Consider the following 17,657-nt stretch of genomic DNA (forward strand, 5'->3'; position numbering starts at 1 on the left):
CACGACTACATGGTCGATTCACCGTTATAACGGTTCGGAGATGCTTCCTGCGGAGGATACCATTGCGGTTGAGTCGCCTCTGACCATTGTGCTCGATGGCGAAGAATTCGCCACAATTGTCTGTACCCCGAGCGACATTGTCGATATGGTGACGGGATTCCTCGCTTCCGAAGGTATGATTCGCTTCGTTGATCAGATCGAATCTCTTTCACTGGAGGAGGACCGTGGCTTTGCCCATGTGAAGCTGCGCCACCTCCATCAGCTGAGCCGTCAGATGGTATCCAAGCGATTCATCGGCTCCTGCTGCGGGAAAAGCCGTCAGTTTTATTTTCACAATGATATGCGAACAGCCAAAACAGTGACGACGAAGCTCAGTCTGACCATCCCGCAATGCTTTCATCTCATGAGCGAGCTTCAGGCGCAATCGGCTGATTTTCAGCTGACGGGAGGCCTGCATAATGCGGCGTTGTGTACGGCAGACGAGCTTATTGTGACCCGAGCAGACATAGGAAGACATAACGCGCTGGATAAAATATATGGACACATCCTGCGAGCGCGGATCTCAGTACGGAATAAGGCTCTCGCTTTCAGCGGAAGAGTCTCTTCCGAGGTCGTCTTAAAGGCGTCGAAAATCGGCGTCGGTATTCTTTTATCCAAATCAGCACCAACCGATCTAGCTCTCCGACTTGCTCATGATCTTGGCATTACGGTGGTTGGCTTCATTCGAAGAGATCATCTCAGCGTGTACACGCATCCAGAACGCATTGCGGAATGTCGATGAAGTTACCTTTTTGTGGAAATATATATGTTGTCTCTCTATCAGAATTGTGCTAGATTCTAGCTATTGCTAACTTTTGCTAACTTTTGTTAAGAGAGGAACGACATAATGGGAAATTGGAAAGTTTGGATGAAAAAAGGGAGCATTTCGCTGGTCGCAGCCTTCGTTCTTGTGACGTGTGCACAGCCGATGTCTTCGCCTGTTTATGCAGCTGAGATTAATGCAGGGATTCCGCAGGTTATTGAGAAAGCTTCACCTTCCGTGGTCGCCATTATAGGAAAACCATCCTCAGAGATGGATAAGTCATTAGAGAAGAACCGTTTTAACCTTGCTCATGGAACGGGGGTCATTGTGGCCTCGAACGGCGTGATTGTAACGAATGCGCATGTTGTGAAAAATATGAAAAACATCGTCGTGGTCACCTCCGAGGGGACAACCTATCGCGGGCATGCCTCGAATATTGATGAGGAGAGCGATCTTGCGCTTGTCAAAATCGATGCTACAGGCCTCCAACCAGCTACATTTGCTTCCTCTTCGGATATCAAAGTTGGCGAGACGGTGGCGGCGATTGGTACGCCGATTTCGTTCGCTTTGCGTAACTCGGTTACGGTGGGTATTGTCAGTGGTTTAGATCGCTCGGTGAGCTCGCAATATCAGCTGATTCAAACCGATGCCGCTATTAACCCAGGCAACAGTGGGGGTGCTTTGATCAATATGAAAGGCGAAGTCATTGGGATTAATACCATGAAATATGCGGATATTGGCGTGGAAAATCTCGGATTTGCCATTCCTGTCGATACGGTGAAATATGTTTTGAAGCATTTTGAACAGTATGGCAAAGTAAAGCGGGCTTATACAGGGCTAGAGTTAGAAGAAAGCTGGGAAGCTGTTGTTGGCTTGCCAAGTTCCACGGGGCTCCGAGTGACTTACGTGGATGCGGATTCACCAGCGGCAGAAGCGGGAATCGAACAAGATGAAGTTCTGGTTTCTGTTGGCCCTAACGCGGTCAAAACTCTCGTGGATTACAACGAGGCGATTAAAAAGTATTTGCCAGGCCAATCGGTAGATATCAAGCTTCAGTCGGGCAGCGCGACCTTGACCAAAACCGTGAAACTGGGTGAATCGCACAGTGCGGAAGCGACATTGACAGAGGATACCGAAGGGAGTTCCCTGGACGCGGACAGCGGTAAAACGAAGATTGGTGACAGCCATTTCGGCTGGTCCATGAAGTATCCTGCGGGTCTTGTCAAAAGAGATCAATCCGACGACGGTGATTCGGTAAGCTTCGTTGATGCGAAAGGCGAATTCGCGCTGTTCATTCACGTAGATAGCGACCAAAGCGATGAGCTGTCGCCAGCGGTTCTTTTGAACAAAATCGCAGGTGATGATAGCAGTGAATATGGGAGTTATAGCGATAGTGCGACGATTCTGGAGCGTCAATATGTGAAGCGGGCTGAAAGTCCTTATGCCAAAATCGTGAGTCGATCCGGTGAAGATGGCTACATTCAGACGCGTGGCTACCTGCACGGCGGTCGTTTGTATACAGTGAAGCTCTTCGTAACCAAAGAACAGTACACGAATCGCTCCAAACAAAATAGCTATAATGATCTGTTAGATAGCTTTAAGCTTGCTTTTAATACGGAGGATAACTCATTGAAGGATATTTCCGTGTTTAATTCCGATGACGTGACCTACACGAGTGAGTATGGGCTATCCATTGATTTGCCTGCGGATTGGGAGCAGGATCATCGGGGAAGCAACTCCTTTTACAATGAGGATTATTCGCAATCGATTCATGTTCAAGTGACTTCAGCATCTTCAGGTGATACCCTGTCGGATTGGGTCGACCGGGAGGTGCATGAGTTTGAAGCTCAATACAAGGCGGACTACCGCCGTGTCGACAAGCCAGTAGAGGTAACAGTAGATGGAGTGCCCGCCTGGAAAGTTGGCTTTGCGAGCTCCTTGGGAGACGAGTGGTTTGCGGGAAGTTCGCTTTTCTTCATCAAAGATAAGTACAAATATGAAGTGCAAATGACCTATCCGCAAGATGATCCAATGGATGAGCTGGAGAAAATCTGGGATAACGTCGTGGCGTCGATCTCTGTGGATAAAGATGCGATGGATGGGGAGCTTGGCTTCATTCAGGATTTAGATGAGCTTGCCGATCCGAATCGTACATCGCTGTACAAGAACGAGAAGTGGGGCTATACCTTGCGTATCCCTGAAAATTGGACAACGAATCGCTCCTACGATGGTATTGATCCCGCGATGAAGTCCTTTACCTTCACAGGTGGTTACTTACGTGTAGAGGCAGACGGTAAGAAGGGTTATACCGAGATTTTGAAGGATGTCGAAGACGAGCATAAGGAAAGTCACACGAATGATAGTGACTACACGTATTCATCGGAGGATATTACGCTTTTCGGTGATGTGAAGGGGAAGAAATACACAGTGAGCTATACAAAAGCGCACATTCCGTATAGCGAAACGGTATATGTATTTAATCGTAAGCAGGTCACGTATACTGTGACGCTTCGTATTGATACTGCGGTAAGCACGGATGCGAATGTCGCGAGACTGAATAAGGCTTTCACTTCGTTCACCTTTGTGAACGGCGTTGGTGGGAAATAGCGCCTCGCTCAGGTTGGCGAGAAGAATTGGATGAAGCAGCGGAGTTTCGCTGCTTTTTCTGTTGATTACTCTATGCTACCTTACGCACGCTCCAGTTTTATTTGCTATGTCAGCAGTATTAGCGAAGTCCCCATTAATTGTGAAATTTAATGGGGATCGATACCAACACCACCAAGAAGGCCAGGACTAACACCAAATCTGAGACCAACCGTCCGTCCGTTAGATTTAGGATTGAAAGAGGAGGAGGGGAGTTATTCCTTGAAAAATGCAAATAGGCATCCTTTCCACCTCATTTATCCTCCAAATCAATAAATTCGTGCAAATAGGCATCCTTTCTATTGAATTTTAAGGAAATCTCTTCAAAGCTCACTAAATTGATGCCTATTTGCATCAGTTTTCAATAAAACGGATGAAATCCTATGTCAAAACTGCCTATTTGCAGTTTTGATAGCTCCTCCGCACCCACCCCCAACCAGGCCCCGACTCCATCAACCTGCCCTCGAGCACAGACCCAACCCGAACCCGAACCCGAACCCGAACCCGAACCCGAACCCGAACCCGAACCCGAACCCGAACCCGAACCCGAACAGTCCTTCCAACTAGCTGAACAAACCAAAGCCCCTGAGGGAAATCTCAGGGGCTTTGACTATTCAATCTTTTTAACCAGCTGTAGCTGTGCTCGCCTGCTTGTTTTTGATCTCAATAAACATTTCCTCACGCTGCGATTCTTTGAGGATGGGGCAACTGAAGCATTTTGTTCCTTCTTCGCGGCGGTAGTACATGCAACAGGAGGAGCGCATTAGAATTTTTTTGCCTTCGTGATAAGGACTATCTAAGTACTTCGGCTCATGGACGAACGGATTCACCTTGCGACCAAAAACGTCGGCCGTTAACTGTTTCGTCAATACCTCATAATCAGCGGAGAACTGTTCGCGGACATGAGGACGCGGGTCATTTTCCAACACATAGTCACGTACGAATGTCATGCGCGCAGCAAATTGATTCCAGATCATAGCCTGATTGACTTTCGCTTGCTCTGCAATGACCGTAATGACTGGACCAATGAGATTGGAGAACAACTTGCGCATCTCCAACTCAATGAATAGATCACGATCTTCTGTCGGAACTTCCTTCCATTGTAGATTTACAATTTGATAGCCCACATGTGCATGGTCGCCATGATTCTCGACTTGGAGTGCGAGGTGCTCCAATTCCAAATCCAACCATTGATTGTACTGGGCAAGAAACAGCTGAATCGTAGCCACCAGATTGAAAAGCGTGAGGCCTAGGTAAGAAGCAGATATGTCTAACCCTTTGCCGCGAAGCAACGTTTGCCCTTGCTGCAGGATGTTCAGCATCACAGGGCCATCTAGGAGCTGCTGTGCAGGAACGTGCAGAAGCGGTTCTTCCATTCCTTTGGGTGAAATATGAAAGTACGTTTCAACTAGCGAAAAATCGACGTTTGTTTCGATGGGCATCGTCAGCACGCTCCAAATATAAGAATGATTATCGTTATCATAATAATTCCTTTGATCATACAAGATGCGCGACGAAAGTGTCAATTTGGTTTCTTCCAAAAAAGGAAGGCAGATCCTACAAATAGATGGAAAAAATACATGTAATATAACCTGATTTTCCTGAATTGAGTGATTAGATGGAAAAAGTACAGCTAATCTAGTGGATTTGGGTTTTTCGGACGGATATGAGTGAGATTAGCTGTATAATTTCCATCTATTTCTGAAATAGAGGAAGATAAGCTCAAAATAGCTGGAGGAAATCCAGTTAATCAGTGAGGGGGCTAGCTAGTTGGTGCCCGTGTCGGAATTAGTGGAAGGAAGAGCGAGTTGGTGGCCGTGTCAGTATTGGTGGAAGAAAGTAATAGTAGGAGACGGGGTGTCGGTGCTGGTGGAAGGAAGAATTAGTTGGTGGACATGGCGGAACTATCTTAATTAGCACGCGAAGGAGCCTGGATGTTTGCTGACAGGGAAGCTCCCCGAAACACAGCATCTCCCCATCCTTATGGAGGGGGAGGCGCGTGGAGGGCACTTCTTACTTCCGATACAGGGCATAGCCCGGATCTTCTGGTACGTCGATCGCAATGATCCGCAGGCCTTGCTCGTTGCTCGCCAGTAAGTGAAGAGCTTCGCCTTCACTTACTGCGTGCGCTACCACGAAGTCCTTGTGGAACAGGTTCTTCCGCTCTTGATCTAGATCTTGTCCTTGCCCTTGTCCTTGATCTTGCCCATTCCCCACCGCACCGACGCGCCCCTCGCCTTCCCCGCGAATCACGAGGAACGCCGTCCTACGTCCTAGCTCCAAATCATAGCTGAACGCTGCGCCAGGCTCAATCTGCCAGTCGTACATGCGGACATCTGCATCCAAGTGGATGGGGGCATCTCCGCCGATTACTTCTTTCACGGTAGTACCGGCCGCTTGATTGACAGGGAATAGCTCATGCTCGTATTGGTTGTAGGTAGCTGGCTTCTTCACAGTCTCGCTTAAATGCGGCTCGAACCAGATCTGCATCGCCTCGCTGCCTGCTCTGCGGAAGGCTTCGGAGTGATAAACACCCGAACCCGCTTGAATCACTTGCGCGCCGCCGTTCGTCACGGTTTCCAAGGATCCGAGGGAGTCGCGGTGCTCGACGAGTCCGTCGATGACATACGTGACGATTTCGAACGCCTTGTGCGGATGCATGCCGATTTCCGATACATCGGATGCTTTGCCCCATGCCCAGTAGAATAAAGGTCCGACTCTATCTACCGCTGTCTTCTCACCGGGGAAGCTAATGGCCCGTTGTTCAATGAATTTGCCTCCATCGAATGCACCAACGCCTTGTTCACTAGCTGAATATATGTGGATGCTCATAAGAATCCCTCCCTTAACTAATTAATAGTTAACAACTAACTTTATGTAAGTATTATATCGCCTTTTATCCCAGATGTCAAAAGCTTTCCTCGCGCAACACGGTACTTCTTGACTTCCACACTATGATCACACTACAATCTATAGTGTAAGGAGTGTGGCCTAACGTGAAAATGCAAAATTTTAAATTAAAGGAAAGCGGGCTTAACCGTTTTTTCGGTCCACTTGAATCCAAAATTATGGAGATTCTCTGGACCAGCTCCTCAGAAATGACGATCAAAGACGTCCAACAGAAGCTGGACGAAGACAAAGCGATTAATTTCAATACGGTGATGACAGTGATGAATCGCCTCGTGGACAAAAAGATTTTACAAAAGCATTCTGTTGCACGGTCGTTTCACTATAAGCCTGTCGTAACGATTGAAGAGTTCATGGACACGCAATCCAAAGAGCTGACATACGATCTTATTGAACAGTTCGGCTCCTTGGCAGTAACCCATATGGTTGATGCGCTCGATAAAGTGGATCCAGAGCTGCTTGACCAGTTGGAGCAGCATATTCTACTTCTGAAAAGGGATCGATAACGATGAAGGAATCGCGATTCAAATGGCTGTACGCGGCTGCGCTGGTAATAGGAGGCACGATTCTATGGCAAATGGTAGCCTTCCTCCTTGGGCATATGCTCCACATACGACCCTCTCGCAATCTATTCGATTTGTGTATGGTTCTTCTTCACTATCTGCATCTGCCCGGGCACGTGCCAATGACTTTAGTTAATCTATTGATTCTCTATACGATGGGGACCATGGTTTGGTTTACCGTCAAGCACAGTTATGATGTGGTTAAGGCGAATAAGCTCGTGAAAAGATACCATGACGTGGCACTATCCGCCACATATGCGGAGAGCTTTGCATTACTCCCACAACAGCTCCAAATTGTCCGCTACAAAGCTCCACTTGCCATGACCATCGGGATATGGAAGCCGCGTATTCTTGTCTCTACGGGATTGATGGACATGCTGGAGCTGGGTGAGCTGCGTGCGGTGATTGAGCATGAGAAATGCCATGTACGGCACCGGGATCCTGCAGCTATCTTCCTGCTAGCGCTGATCTCGAAGTCGATGGGGTATATCCCTATTTTTGCTTGGATTGCGCACAAATATCCCATGATGATCGAGCTCCGTGCGGACAAGTACGCCATTGAGCGTATGGAGCAAGCGACAGACTTAGGCAGTGCGCTGCTGAAGTTGCTTAAACAAACCGCGAAACCGCGGTTCCCGCTCTCACACGCTTCCTTTGCGGAGACTTCAATGAATGTGCGCATTCAGCATATTTTGGACCCTGAGAGGGAAGTTGCTCTGCGTTGGCCGCTAATTCGCATAGCGGTTTCTGCACTTATCTTTATCCTAGTTATGGGGCTTATCTAATCAATAAGCCCTTCTTTTTTTACATCTACAGCATACGAATTTGCTAAAAAGAGGGGCTTGTCAGAAAAGAAATTGACAATTCCAACCTTTTACACTACGCTTTGTAGTGTAAGCTATTTTACGATATATAAAGGAGCGAGTAGCATGGACTACATCATCAAAAATTTACATTTTATATTTACGCACGTTCCAATTGCACTTTTAATTTTCAGCTTCGTTTTTGATGTTGTGGCCCTTATTTTTAAAAAGAAGGAATGGCACTCAGCAGGCATGCTGTGTCTTGTTGTTGGTGCGCTCGGTGCGATTGCCAGCGTGTTGACAGGGCCTGAGATGATGATGAAGAATGCGACACTCAGCTCACATGAATTCTATGCAAGGCTAACGATGATCGTTGCGATTATACTAGCCGTAGTGCGCGTTGGCTTGCTTGTCTGGAAAAAGCTCGAGCTAGGCCGCAACCCAATCCTCCTCGTTGCTTCTCTTGTCGCCGTGCTGCTCGTTAGCTACACAGGCCATCTAGGTGGCAAAATGGTACATCGCGACATGCAAGGAGGTCCGGGCATGATGCAGGGTGGGCCTGGCGGCGGTGGGCCAGGTCAGGGACAGCAAGGCCAAGGGCAGCGTCAAGGTGGTCAAGGCCAACAGCAACCGGGCCAACAACAACCAGGCGGTCAGGGTGCTCAATCGTCATCCGCACCAACGAAATAATCATATAAAGGGGATGTCCGCGGTGAGCAGCTGCTGGATATTCCACCTGTTAATGGTGGGCCAAGGCGTGTTTCGTGTACTTTTTTCTAGGGTATTAGCATGTGATAGCGGTAATCTGGCGAATAAAATTGCGTCATTTACCTCATCCTAGCAGAGGTACTACATATCCTTTTAAGGAGGCAATGACCAAATATGACCAAAGTAGATTCAAGCTTACAATCGCAAAATCCGATCTCATCCGCGCAAAACTCCGTCGATAACGTTCACCAAGCCGTAAATCATGCCCTATCCCATCCGACAGCTCAGACGACGGAAGAGGCGCAAAATGCCATTTCAAAGGCGAAAAACTCGGTGGATCAGGCCTTTGATCAATCGGATAGCCCCGCGGTACAGCAGGCTATTGAATCCTTAGAAGAGGATAAGGCTCGGCTGACGAGTTTGGAATAAACACTGTAACCCCGAAGGCCTATGCGAGATTAACCTGCTAGGTGTTTGAAGAAAGGCTGTATCCCGTAGCTCACAACTACAGTGGATGCGGCTTTTTTGCGTTTTCATCGCTATCTGCTGTAAACAGAACTCATGATGAAGTGCATACTTCCGTGCTACACTAGAGAGAAACAGCTTGTTAGTCTTGTCTTCATAATTTCGTAAGAATTATGATAACTATTTTGTAAATAGTATCTTTTATGATTAGGCTACTACGGTGGGTCGAAGTGAAATGAAGAAAAAGGGTGCGTGGACGTGACGAAATACCAAGTGCTGGTCGTCGATGACGATATCGACATTCAGGAAGCGATTGAGATTTATTTGAGGGGCGAAGGGATGGAAGTCAGCAGAGCGAACAACGGCTTAGAAGCCCTGCATGTACTGGCGGAGAAGGAGATCCATCTTGTCATACTCGATATTATGATGCCGAAGATGGACGGGATTCAGGCGACATTCAAGATAAGAGAGATCTTCAATGTCCCGATTCTGATGCTATCCGCCAAAACAGAGGATATGGACAAAATTATGGGCTTGAATGTGGGTGCTGACGACTATTTAACGAAACCGTTTAATCCCTTGGAGCTAATCGCTAGAGTGAAGTCGCAGTTAAGACGCTACACAACGCTAGGCCCTATTAATTCGCTGGAGAAGACCGAGGAATTAAGCGTCCGTGGCCTCGTGCTCAATCCCGTTATGAAGGAAGTCACAGTCGATGGTGAGGAAGTGCGAATGACGCCAACAGAGTTCAAAATTTTGGAGCTGTTGATGGTGAATAAGGGACGCGTTTTTTCAATCGATGATATTTATGAGAAAGTGTGGAAAGATCCAGCCTTTAATGCCGAGAATACCGTAGCTGTGCATGTGCGCAGAATTCGCGAGAAAATCGAAATTAATCCGAAAGAACCTAAATATTTGAAGGTGGTGTGGGGTGTTGGCTATAAAATGGAGAAGTAAATCACTCTCACTGGCGCTGCTGTTCGGTGTTGTGATCATGTGGACATTGACGTTATTTGCGGCAACGAATGTCTATAAGAACAGCATCTACTTCGGTGAGGATGCCTATTTTAAAAGCGGAGCATTTGACAGGGAAATCAATTCGGTCTATGAGAACATTCAGTTGTATCATCTGGAGGCACCTCATTTTAACGAGAAAACACCAGAAGAGCAGCTAGGCAATAATGATTATTATAATGTGAAGCGTGACGCGGAGCGAACGATACAGGATCGCCTCAACAATTTGCAGGAGAAGTATGGCTCACGCATCAATACGGCTCGCGACCGTAGTGACAATACAGAGGTAGATCGACTCGAAGCTGAGAGGGATGCGAAAATTGCGGAGTTGAATAAGGAGAAAGAGACGACTTTTCAACAAAGTCTGAAGACGGCAATTTCGGCTAAACAAAAGCAATTCATGACAGCCAAGTCAAATTTGGATAACCGTTTCAAATCGCTTTACTATGTCGTGAAAAACCTGAAAACCGGCGAAACCTATAGCAACATCTCAACGGAAGCGCTGCAAAAAAAGATAGACCAACAAGCGATTATGTATACGTTGACGTTACCCAAAATCGATGAACCGAATAGATTTACGTACCAAATGAATGTTGACCAGGTCAAAGCAACGTACTACATTTTAAACCCATCACAAGGTTCTGGCATTATTCAGTCGGATTATCTTTCTTACGAGTCTCAAAAGAAGCAAGCAACATCAACGGTTTTCTGGTTAGCAGCACTCTTGGTTCTTACCATCGGGCTAAGCTATTTGGCAAGACACTATCGGGAAGATACCCTATCGCTAAGTGACATCGAAAGAGTAGTAAGGGAACGCTTGCCGATTGATGTGCGGGCTTGGACAACTTTTATTGCGGGGGCTGCTCTGCTAGGTATCCTCTTCAATGCGGAGCTTTACTATTGGTCCCCGAGCTATGTAAGCTTATATCAAATTATTATCGTTCTTATCGCATCCGTTTTACTTATTATTGTGTACAGCGGTTGTCGTGGTGCAGTCGCATTGTTGAAATACCCGGATAATCTCGCCATGGCATGGAGAAATAGCTTGACCGCATCCTTCTGGCATACCCTGAAAGATACGCTGGAGCAACGAGGCTTGATCTTCAAGCTGATCGTCTTCATGGCAATCATTGCGATCATGGGCTTCCTGCCGGTCTGTATCGTGGCTTCAGGTGGAGAAGAGGTTATTATCGTCTTCACGTTCGTCTGGTACATTATGTTCCTACTCGTGGTGCTGCCTTATATGATGCGCAAAATCAAGCAACTTCGTACCATTATCACAGGTGTGGAACAAATGTCGCAAGGCAACTTCGATGTAACCCTCCCAGCCAAAGGGAGAGGCCAGCTTTCCCGCATGGCAATGAACATTAACAATATGAAGTACGGTCTGCAACTTTCGCTGGAGAAACAACGTGTAAGTGATCGTCTCAAAACAGAGCTGATCACGAATGTTTCCCATGATTTGAAAACGCCGTTAACCTCGATTATCAATTATGTGGATTTGCTCAAAAAGGAAGGGGTATCCGCTGACCAATCCACTCACTATCTCGAGGTGCTTGATCGGAAAACGCAGCGGCTCAAAGTGTTGATTGAAGATCTCTTCGAGGCATCGAAGATGGCAAGCGGATCAACCGAGCTCATTTGGGAAAAAGTCGACGTCTCCGCTCTGCTGACGCAGGCATTGGCGGAGTTCAGCGACAAAATCGAGGCGTCCTCGCTGTCATTCCGAGTGAACGTACAAAGCCCGCATATGTATGCCCTTCTCGATGGCAAAAAAACATGGCGCGTCTTCGAGAACCTCATCGGCAACGCCTTGAAATACGCCTTGCCGGGGACGCGTGTTTACGTCACATTGACGGAGAATAGAGAGCAAGTCATCTTCATCATTCAGAATATTTCAACGCATGAGCTTAATTTCGGCGTAGAAGAGTTGTTCGAACGCTTCAAACGCGGCGATCAGTCTCGCGGAACGGAAGGCTCCGGCCTCGGCCTCGCGATTGCCAAGAGCATCGTTGAGCTGCAAGGCGGCACGCTCTCGATCGAAATTGACGGTGACCAATTCAAGGTGATTGCCGAGTTTGAGAAACGGGATGCACTAGCTGTGCCGCTGGAGTAGGCGCCACCCCCATCGCACGAAAGAGAGGGCCCCCGCCACATGGCTTAAGGGAAGCCCTCTCTGTTTTATTTCAACTCCAACTCCTCCAAGGTATACCGGTTGTCCCACAAGAAAACCATGTCATACGCGGTCGAGTCCCGCGAGACAAACCTCGCTGTAGCCGCAATGACAATGCCTATAATCGTTCCGAATCCCACAATCCATCCCATTAATGCAAACACTTGATCGACCATCCGCATTCACTCCTTTGAGGCGCGATGAACTCCTAATCTATCCATATGCCGGGTGAATTTGAAACATGTGTGACATTTGAAAGCCCTCTCATCACGAGTATAGACATCGGAAATGTCGGGCTGGGAGAGTTGCATTTTAATCCTTTTCTCCGATTGACACGTTCAGAAGAGGGATGGTAAGATCACCCTGTAAGAAAACGAATAGACAGCTTTTGGTAAAAGTAACAGGCACCTAATGTGCCGGGCTCATCAAACGAAACAGGGGGGTTCCACTATGGATAACATGGTTAATGCATGCAGCGCACATCATAAACGGACGCACGTCCAACCTAATTTCATAGATGGTAACCTGCTGCTTGGCCCGTGAGACTGCGATTGTATGCGCATGTTCGGGAGCTAGCACCCCTTCCCATACGTTAAGTTGTGAAGCGCGGGTTACGAAGTTCGTAACGAGCGCTTTTCTGTTTCTATAGAAGGCATATCGCTGCGCGCGGTATGTCTTTTTGCGTCTGTAAGTGTCTATGCGCCATTTGAGAGGAGTGACAAGATCGTATGTTTACTGTATTAAAGAAACTAGCTTGGTTTTTCAAAATGAATTGGAAACGCTACAGCCTCGCGATTGGGCTGCTGATCATCGTCGGCATCATTGATGTTCTACCGCCGAAGCTGATTGGTTACGCGATTGATGGCATACACATGGGCACCTTAACGGGGGCCAAATTGGGGCAATTACTTGCCTTTTGGGGCGCGCTCATCATTGTGAGCTATGGGCTGTCGTACATTTGGCTGTACCAGTTGTTCGGCGGCGCCTTCGTCCTTGAACGTGTGCTGCGCTCCCGATTCATGCGCCAATTGCTGCGGATGACACCTACCTTCTATGAGCGCAACCGTACGGGCGATCTGATGGCTAGAGCGACGAACGATTTGCAATCGGTCTCGACAACCGCAGGATTTGGGATTCTAACCTTCGTTGATTCGACGCTGTTTATGTTAACGATTCTGAGCATGATGGGCTTCTTCATTAGCTGGAAGCTGACGCTGGCCTCGATTCTGCCACTGCCCATTATGGCCGTTGCGATTACGATTTTCGGGGGCCGCATTCACGAAAGATTCATTCTCGCACAGGATGCTTTCGGTCAGATGAATGACCGGGTTCTGGAAACCATCGCAGGCGTGCGAGTGATCCGGGCATTCGTGCAGGAGAAGGCAAGCGAGCGCAATTTTGAGACGATGACGGACGACGTTTATCGTAAAAATATCGCAGTAGCCGTTATTGACGCTCTTTTTGAACCAACGGTCAAAATTTTGGTCGGTATTTCCTACCTGATCGGACTTTGTTACGGCGGTTACCTGGTGTTCCACAGTGAGTTGACACTTGGTGAACTAGTGTCTTTCAATACCTTTTTAGGAATGCTGATCTGGCCGATGTTTGCGATCGGTGAGCTCATGAACATCATGCAACGCGGGAATGCATCGTTAGATCGTGTTAACGAGACCCTCGGCTACAAGCCGGATGTCAAAGAAGTACCGAACGCAGCAACGCAGTTGAAGCCAGATTCTATCCATTTTGAAAATGTAACCTTCCGTTACCCGTCCTCATCCATTGATAACTTAGTTGGCATGACGATCCGCTTAGAGCGCGGACAGACGCTAGGAATCGTCGGCCGAACAGGCAGCGGCAAAACAACCCTGCTGAAGCAATTGCTTCGCGAGTATCCTGTCGGTGAAGGGGCGATCACGATTACGGATACACCGATCGAGCAGATCGCGATAGACACGCTGCATGGGTGGATCGGATATGTGCCACAGGAGCCGATTCTATTCTCCAAAAGCGTCCGCGAAAACATCATGTTCGGCAAGGGGCAAGGTACCGAAGCGGAATTGTATCGCGCGCTTGATCTAGCTGCATTCCGCAAAGACGTCGAGTTCTTGCCGGAAGGTCTGCAGACGCTCGTCGGGGAAAAAGGCGTCGCCTTATCCGGCGGTCAGAAACAGCGCGTCTCCATTGCGCGAGCGTTGTACGTCGATCCTGAGATTCTTCTGCTCGACGACGCGCTCTCTGCGGTCGATGCGAAGACGGAGGCTGAGATCATCAGCGGTATCCGCACTGAACGTGCAGGTAAAACGACCCTCATCACCACGCACAGACTCTCCGCCGTGCAGCATGCCGATTGGATCGTCGTGCTTGATGAGGGTTATATCATTGAAGAAGGCACGCATGAGCAGCTTCTAGCGCTTGGTGGCTGGTATAAAGAGCAGTACGACCGTCAACAGCTCGAAGAGCAGACGGTGGGGCTTGAATAAATGGGGCGGCTTACGGCCCAGTCATACGAAACGAAAGAAAAGTAGGTGAGACTCCTGATGACACATATGAAATCAACGAAACCAACCAATCAAACAATATCAACTAAACAAACCGGGATACGGTTGTTCCAATATGCAGCCCAATTCAAGCAAACATTGCTTATCGCGTTAGTATTCTTATCCTTGGCTGTCGCGACTGAACTCGCGGGACCTTTCATTGCGAAACACATGATCGATACCCACATCCTTGGCATCGAGAAGCCGTGGTTCGACACACAGTCGGCGACGAAGAGCGAGAAAGCTGTTGCATTTGAGCAGGCCTTTTATAAGCGGGGGGACAACTTCGCAGAAGGCGAGCCGAAGGGGAGAGAGGTTCGGATCCTTCAAGTCGGCAGTAAGTTCGTATGGCTGGATCAAGCTCTCCCGTGGGATGGCGTCCGCAAGCTGACGGATGATAGTAAGCTGCTGGTTACACAAGGCACGGAGCAGGCGGAGTATGCCGTTCGGAAGCTGAGTGTGCAAGAGCTGTACAACTTTTACCAACCGCAATTTGCCGAGTTAATGAAGTTGGCGGGGTTCTATGTGATCTTGATTTTCGTGGGGGCAGGCTTTACCTACGGGCAGCGATATTTGTTGCAAGCGGCAGCGAATCGGATTATTCAGCGGATGCGCCGGGATGTGTTCGCCCAGATCCAGCGAATGCCGATCAACTATTTTGATAATCAGCCTGCAGGTAAAATCGTTTCACGCATCACGAACGACACGGAGTCGGTCCGAGATCTGTACGTGCAGGTGTTGGCGAACTTTTTTACAGGTACCATCTACATTCTGGGGATTATTGCGGCCATCTTCATTCTCGATGTTCGTCTGGCTCTCTTCTCGCTGCCGGTTATTCCACTGCTAATTGCTTGGATTATTGTGTACCGGAAGTATGCGTCGACGATTAATCATGAAATTCGTGAACGGATAAGTAGCATCAATGGGATGATCAACGAGGCGATTCAAGGGATGACGATCATTCGGGCTTTTCGCCGGCAAAAGGAAACGACTGAGGAATTTGAGGTGTTGAATGAAGAGTACACGCACTATCAAAACAAGCTGCTCAGCTTGAACTCCTTAACCTCTCATAACTTAATGAACGTGGTGCGGAACTTGTTCTTCTTCGGATTGATCTGGTATGTCGGCGGCAGCTCCCTCAATGCAGTGATTACGGTTGGCGTGTTGTACGCCTTCGTGGACTACCTCAACCGGATGTTCCATCCGATGGTAGGTATCGTGAATCAACTGCCGAACTTGGAACGCGCACTTGTGTCCGCTGATCGTGTATTCGAACTGTTGGATGAACAGGGCATTGACGTTGTAGCTGAAAAAGCAGACCGCTACAAAGGCCACGTGAGCTTCGAGCACGTTCGCTTCGCTTATAAAGAAGGAGAGGATGTGTTGAAGGACATCACCTTCGAGGCCAAACAAGGGCAGACCGTCGCCCTAGTGGGGCACACCGGTTCAGGCAAAAGCTCAATCCTCAACCTCCTGTTCCGCTTCTATGATGTTAACGAAGGCCGCATCACGGTGGATGGCCGCGATATCCGCGAGCTCTCGAAGCAGCAGCTTCGGCAGCACATGGGCATCGTGCTGCAGGATCCGTTCCTGTTCACGGGGACGATTGCGTCCAATGTCTCCTTGGACGATCCGTCCATCACCCGGGAACGGGTGGAGGCGGCGCTGCGCGAAGTTGGCGCAGCGGATATGCTTGGCGCGCTGCCGCGCGGTCTCGATGAGCCTGTCATCGAGAAGGGCAGCACGCTGTCGGCTGGGCAGCGGCAGCTGATCTCTTTCGCCCGGGCGCTGGCGTTCGACCCGGCGATCTTGATCCTCGATGAGGCGACGGCCTCCATCGACACCGAGACCGAGGCCGTCATTCAGGCCGCGCTCGATGTGCTTGCGAAGGGGCGGACCACCTTCATCATTGCCCATAGATTGTCGACGATTCGCAGCGCCGACTTGATTCTTGTGCTCGACCACGGCGAGATCGTCGAGCGTGGCAGTCACGAGGAGCTCATGGGGCTCCTCGGGCGGTACTATCAGATGTACCAGCTGCAGGCTGGACATCCGGAGATTGCCGCCGCTGCGGAGAGCGGCGATCCGAGCATTGAGCCGGTTGTTGGTGAATCGGCTGGGCATAAGATCTAGGTCGCGAGTCGTAGATAAATCTCGACAAAAGGCTAACGACGCTCTCTTTCCAATATGCTACAATGGAACAAATTGATGCTTGTGGGAAGTGGAGGAGAAATGATGCGTTCAGATACGATTCGTTTGCTTAACCTGTTGCAGCTATTATCCGAAGTAGCTATTGCAGTAGGGTATTTACTGGGGTTAATCCCCTTTGTGTATGCATGGTCTTGCGCTTGGGTCATTCCGTTGGTGGTCGTGAACTTGGTGTTTGCGATTCTTACGGGCAATGGAACAACGCTAAAAACCATCATCAACATCGCATTGGCCTTCTTAAGTCTCATTCCTTTGCTTGGTTACGTATTCCGTTTTGGCGGAATTGTCGTGTCAGGATTGAATATGAGAGAGTTGTCCAAGAGAAGAAACAACTACTAGTTGCAGCGAAAAAACGGATGGCGCCGAAGTGGCGCGCATCCGTTTTTTTTGTATGACCTGACTACTGAACGCCTACTCGCTAGTGCCGTTTTATTCCGGCTGCGGCAGGTCCTAGTGGAATTTGGGGGGGGATCGCAGGTGTTCCAAGTGAATAGATGGAATTTCTACAGTTATATTTGGGGTTTTGTTGACCAAAGACAGAATAGATGGAAAACCTGCAGTTAAATCTGCCGATATTGCCTGATCTCAGAGGTAGAGGCAGTTTTACCTACATATTTTACAGTTAAATCGAGAATTAGGAGGAATTTCGTAGAATTAACTGTATATTTTCCATTAAACTGAAATAACTAAAAGCACTGCCCCACCTAAATCCACCATCGCCGTACGACTAGCGAGAGCCACGAGCCACGAGCCACGAGCCACGAACCAAGAACCACGAACCGAGAACCATGAACCATGAACCATGAACCATGAACCGCCTTCGTATACCCGTCG

The 17,657-nt window shown here is 48.6% G+C and carries 15 protein-coding genes; 11 read left to right on the forward strand and 4 right to left on the reverse strand.

Translation table 11 applies throughout. The features are described from left to right. The first annotated feature begins 40 nt into the window (after positions 1-40). The gene (gene fdhD / locus A8708_RS14785; protein WP_068664710.1) at positions 41-781 is read left to right on the forward strand and encodes a formate dehydrogenase accessory sulfurtransferase FdhD; all 741 of its coding nucleotides are present in this window, start codon (positions 41-43) and stop codon (positions 779-781) included. A gap of 105 nt (positions 782-886) precedes the next feature. After that, a complete protein-coding gene (locus tag A8708_RS14790) occupies positions 887-3,409 on the forward strand; it encodes a trypsin-like peptidase domain-containing protein (protein ID WP_068664653.1) in 2,523 nt (840 codons plus the stop codon). Between the two features lie 659 nt (positions 3,410-4,068). Here the strand turns inward: A8708_RS14790 and A8708_RS14795 are convergent. Together A8708_RS14795 and A8708_RS14800 are read right to left on the reverse strand one after the other, a co-directional pair. After that, positions 4,069-4,950, reverse strand: coding sequence for a (2Fe-2S)-binding protein (locus tag A8708_RS14795; RefSeq protein WP_204787536.1), 882 nt, complete (start codon positions 4,948-4,950; stop codon positions 4,069-4,071). A 508-nt stretch (positions 4,951-5,458) separates the two neighbouring features. Further along, the gene (locus A8708_RS14800) at positions 5,459-6,277 is read right to left on the reverse strand and encodes a pirin family protein (protein WP_068664658.1); all 819 of its coding nucleotides are present in this window, start codon (positions 6,275-6,277) and stop codon (positions 5,459-5,461) included. Positions 6,278-6,441: 164 nt separating this feature from the next. Here A8708_RS14800 and A8708_RS14805 point away from each other — a divergent pair, with 164 nt between their 5' ends. The 6 genes from A8708_RS14805 to A8708_RS14830 all read left to right on the forward strand — a co-directional run bounded on the left by A8708_RS14805 (position 6,442) and on the right by A8708_RS14830 (position 12,021). Beyond that, positions 6,442-6,858, forward strand: a complete 417-nt coding sequence (locus A8708_RS14805) for a BlaI/MecI/CopY family transcriptional regulator (RefSeq protein ID WP_068664660.1) — start codon at positions 6,442-6,444, stop codon at positions 6,856-6,858. Between the two features lie 2 nt (positions 6,859-6,860). Next, complete coding sequence (locus A8708_RS14810) at positions 6,861-7,700, forward strand: M56 family metallopeptidase (protein ID WP_068664662.1); 840 nt, start codon at positions 6,861-6,863, stop codon at positions 7,698-7,700. A gap of 144 nt (positions 7,701-7,844) precedes the next feature. Beyond that, on the forward strand, positions 7,845-8,408 hold the full coding sequence (locus A8708_RS14815) for a DUF2231 domain-containing protein (protein WP_068664664.1): 564 nt from the start codon (positions 7,845-7,847) through the stop codon (positions 8,406-8,408). A gap of 192 nt (positions 8,409-8,600) precedes the next feature. Next, entirely contained in the window at positions 8,601-8,855 is a 255-nt protein-coding gene (locus A8708_RS14820; RefSeq protein WP_068664666.1) for a hypothetical protein, read from the forward strand. Between the two features lie 294 nt (positions 8,856-9,149). Then, positions 9,150-9,848, forward strand: coding sequence for a response regulator transcription factor (locus A8708_RS14825; RefSeq protein WP_068664668.1), 699 nt, complete (start codon positions 9,150-9,152; stop codon positions 9,846-9,848). Then, complete coding sequence (locus tag A8708_RS14830; RefSeq protein WP_068664670.1) at positions 9,826-12,021, forward strand: sensor histidine kinase; 2,196 nt, start codon at positions 9,826-9,828, stop codon at positions 12,019-12,021. The genes A8708_RS14825 and A8708_RS14830 overlap by 23 nt, the downstream gene beginning before the upstream one ends. A gap of 65 nt (positions 12,022-12,086) precedes the next feature. Here A8708_RS14830 and A8708_RS35870 read toward each other — a convergent pair whose 3' ends face one another. Continuing rightward, positions 12,087-12,254: a hypothetical protein gene (locus A8708_RS35870; RefSeq protein ID WP_167355889.1), complete on the reverse strand. Its 168-nt coding sequence runs from the start codon at positions 12,252-12,254 to the stop codon at positions 12,087-12,089. 552 nt (positions 12,255-12,806) lie between these two features. Here A8708_RS35870 and A8708_RS14835 point away from each other — a divergent pair. The 3 genes from A8708_RS14835 to A8708_RS14845 all read left to right on the forward strand — a co-directional run bounded on the left by A8708_RS14835 (position 12,807) and on the right by A8708_RS14845 (position 17,162). Next, entirely contained in the window at positions 12,807-14,558 is a 1,752-nt protein-coding gene (locus A8708_RS14835) for an ABC transporter ATP-binding protein (protein WP_068664672.1), read from the forward strand. 57 nt (positions 14,559-14,615) lie between these two features. Next, positions 14,616-16,748, forward strand: a complete 2,133-nt coding sequence (locus A8708_RS14840; protein WP_420848562.1) for an ABC transporter ATP-binding protein — start codon at positions 14,616-14,618, stop codon at positions 16,746-16,748. A gap of 102 nt (positions 16,749-16,850) precedes the next feature. Then, the gene (locus A8708_RS14845; protein WP_068664674.1) at positions 16,851-17,162 is read left to right on the forward strand and encodes a hypothetical protein; all 312 of its coding nucleotides are present in this window, start codon (positions 16,851-16,853) and stop codon (positions 17,160-17,162) included. A gap of 333 nt (positions 17,163-17,495) precedes the next feature. Here A8708_RS14845 and A8708_RS36830 read toward each other — a convergent pair whose 3' ends face one another. Continuing rightward, the gene (locus tag A8708_RS36830) at positions 17,496-17,627 is read right to left on the reverse strand and encodes a hypothetical protein (protein ID WP_275667894.1); all 132 of its coding nucleotides are present in this window, start codon (positions 17,625-17,627) and stop codon (positions 17,496-17,498) included. Between the last annotated feature and the right edge of the window lie 30 nt (positions 17,628-17,657).

Origin of the sequence: Paenibacillus oryzisoli, assembly GCF_001653565.1 — a bacterium.
Lineage (GTDB): Bacteria > Bacillota > Bacilli > Paenibacillales > NBRC-103111 > Paenibacillus_E > Paenibacillus_E oryzisoli.